Below are 2,039 nucleotides of genomic sequence, written 5' to 3'. Positions count from 1 at the left end.
CCGTCGTCGCCGCCGGCCCGCCGCGCGAGGTCGTCGACCCGGCCCTGGCGCGCGCCCTGTACGACGTCGACGCCGACATCCTTCCTGCCCCCACCGACGGCGCCCCGGTCGTCGTCCCCCGCCCGCGCACCCGCTGACGGATCACCGTTCCAGGAGGGCGTCCCCGCGGATTCTCCGCCGCTTCTCCGCCGCTTCTCCCGGTCTCCATCCGAGGTCGTTCACTCGTTCGAGGGGTTTGGTTTCCGCAGGTCGTGGAGCCGGGCCCCTGGGCGTCGGGTTGTCAGTGGGCCTCGCTACGTTCCTCCCATCGCTGACCGACAGGTGGGAGGAGAACGGCTGTGGCATGGGTGGAGACGAGTGCGGGCGGGTACCGCGTCGCGCTCGACGGGGACGGCACGGTGCTGTGCCGGAACGCGGCGGGGCGGCAGCTGAAGGCCGTGCCGCCGAAGCTCGGCGACGATCCGATGGTCACCCAGCTGAGGCAGCTCGCCGAGTGGCTGGGGGCGCACGAGCGGCGCTGCCTGGAGGACGTCGAACGCTGGATGGTGCGCTCGCTGCCGGTGCCCGCGGCCGTCGTCACCGCGGTCTGGGCGGACGAGGCCTGGCGCGCCGTCCTGCGGGACCTGGTCGTCACCGGGCCGGACGGCTCGGTCGCCGGGTTCCTGCGCGACGCCGACGCCGAGCGCGGGCTCGGGCTGGTCGATCTTGACGGCGACACCGTGTGCCTCGCCGACGGCGAGATCCGGATACCGCACCCCGTCCTGCTCCAGGAGCTCGACGAACTGCGCGAGTTCGCCGTCGAACTCGGCGTCTCGCAGCGGGTCCAGCAGCTCTACCGGGAGGTCTGGCACCGGCCGCAGGAGGTACCGGCCGGCACCGAGGTCACCACCTACGCGGGCGGGCGCTACAAGGAGCTGCGCGAGCTCGTCGGGCGCTGCGCCCGGCTCGGCTACCGGGTGCGCGGCGGCAGCGCCGTGGTGCCGGTGGTCGAGGACGGCCGCACGGTCGAGGCCCGGCTGTGGGTCGGCGACTACTACGACTACGACGAGTGCGAGACGGGCCCGCTCAGTTGGGCGGGGCCGGACGGCCGGGCGCTGCCGTTGGCCGAGGTCGGCCCGGTGGCGTGGTCCGAGGGCATGCGGATGGCCGCCGCGCTGTACGCCGGCCGCACGATCGAAGGGGAGGAAGCGGCATGACCGCCACCAGTGTGAACGGCTTGAGCACCAGTTCGAACGGTACCGGCCTGCACGAGCGGCTGCTCGACGCCGGCGCCGTCCTCCCGGCCGGCACCGTGCCCGGCGCGGGCCGCGCCGACAGCGCCGCGGACGTGCTGACCGCCCGCACCTACACCCACCCCGCGCTCGACGGGCGCCGGATCGTCCGCCTGGTGCCCGGCGCCCTCGGCCCCGCCGAGGACCTGGCCGTCGACTTCCTCGGGCTCGCCCCGGACGCCGCGCCCGCCGAGGTCGGCCAGGTGCGCCAGGAGGCGCTCGGCTTCCCCGCGTGGGCGCTGGTCCACGACCCGGCCAACGGGCACCACGCGCTGGCCCTGGTCAAGGAACTGGAGCGGCTGGCCCGCCAGGCCAAGTCCAAGCCGGGCGCGGCCAAGGACGGCTTCGACGCGCTCGCCGTGCGCCTCGGCCGCGCCGTGCCGCACTTTCTGCCCACCTTCTGCGAGGAGGTCGGCCGGATCTTCCTCGGCGTCGGCAACCAGACCTACGCCGCGAGCTGGTTCGGCAAGGCCCGCGAGGCCGAGCGCACCCACGGCCTGGCGGTGGACGAGGAGCGGCTGCGCGCCGTCTTCCTGGAGTTCGCCCTGGCCGGCGCGCTCACCGTCAAGTCCCTGCGGCAGTACGTGAAGTCGCTCGGCGCCCGGCTCGACGCGGCCACCGCCTGGCAGCGCTTCCGCCAGCTGTGCACCGAGCGCGCCGCCGCAGGCATGGCCCCTTACGCCGGGGTCGCCGAGGACGCCCGCGCCCTCGTCAAGGCCGCGGGGCTGGACCACGAGGAGCACGAACAGGCCCTGCTCGCGGAGCTGT

1 protein-coding gene and 2 pseudogenes are annotated in these 2,039 nt (G+C 74.9%); all 3 read left to right on the top strand.

Annotation, left to right across the window (positions count from 1 at the left end):
• Positions 1-137, top strand: a pseudogene (fecE, locus tag AB0O00_RS37150) (Fe(3+) dicitrate ABC transporter ATP-binding protein FecE); the annotation flags it as partial.
• A 201-nt stretch (positions 138-338) separates the two neighbouring features.
• Positions 339-1,196 (top strand): DUF4132 domain-containing protein, encoded by an 858-nt coding sequence (locus AB0O00_RS37145; protein WP_363659111.1) that lies wholly within the window; start codon positions 339-341, stop codon positions 1,194-1,196.
• Positions 1,193-2,039 (top strand): annotated as a pseudogene (locus tag AB0O00_RS37140) (hypothetical protein); the annotation flags it as partial. The gene AB0O00_RS37145 and the pseudogene AB0O00_RS37140, both read left to right, overlap by 4 nt.

This window comes from Kitasatospora sp. NPDC093558 (assembly GCF_040683475.1).
Taxonomy (GTDB): Bacteria; Actinomycetota; Actinomycetes; order Streptomycetales; family Streptomycetaceae; genus Kitasatospora.
The sequence above is the reverse complement of the archived record's forward strand: the minus strand, read 5'-3'. Positions and strand labels throughout refer to the sequence as shown.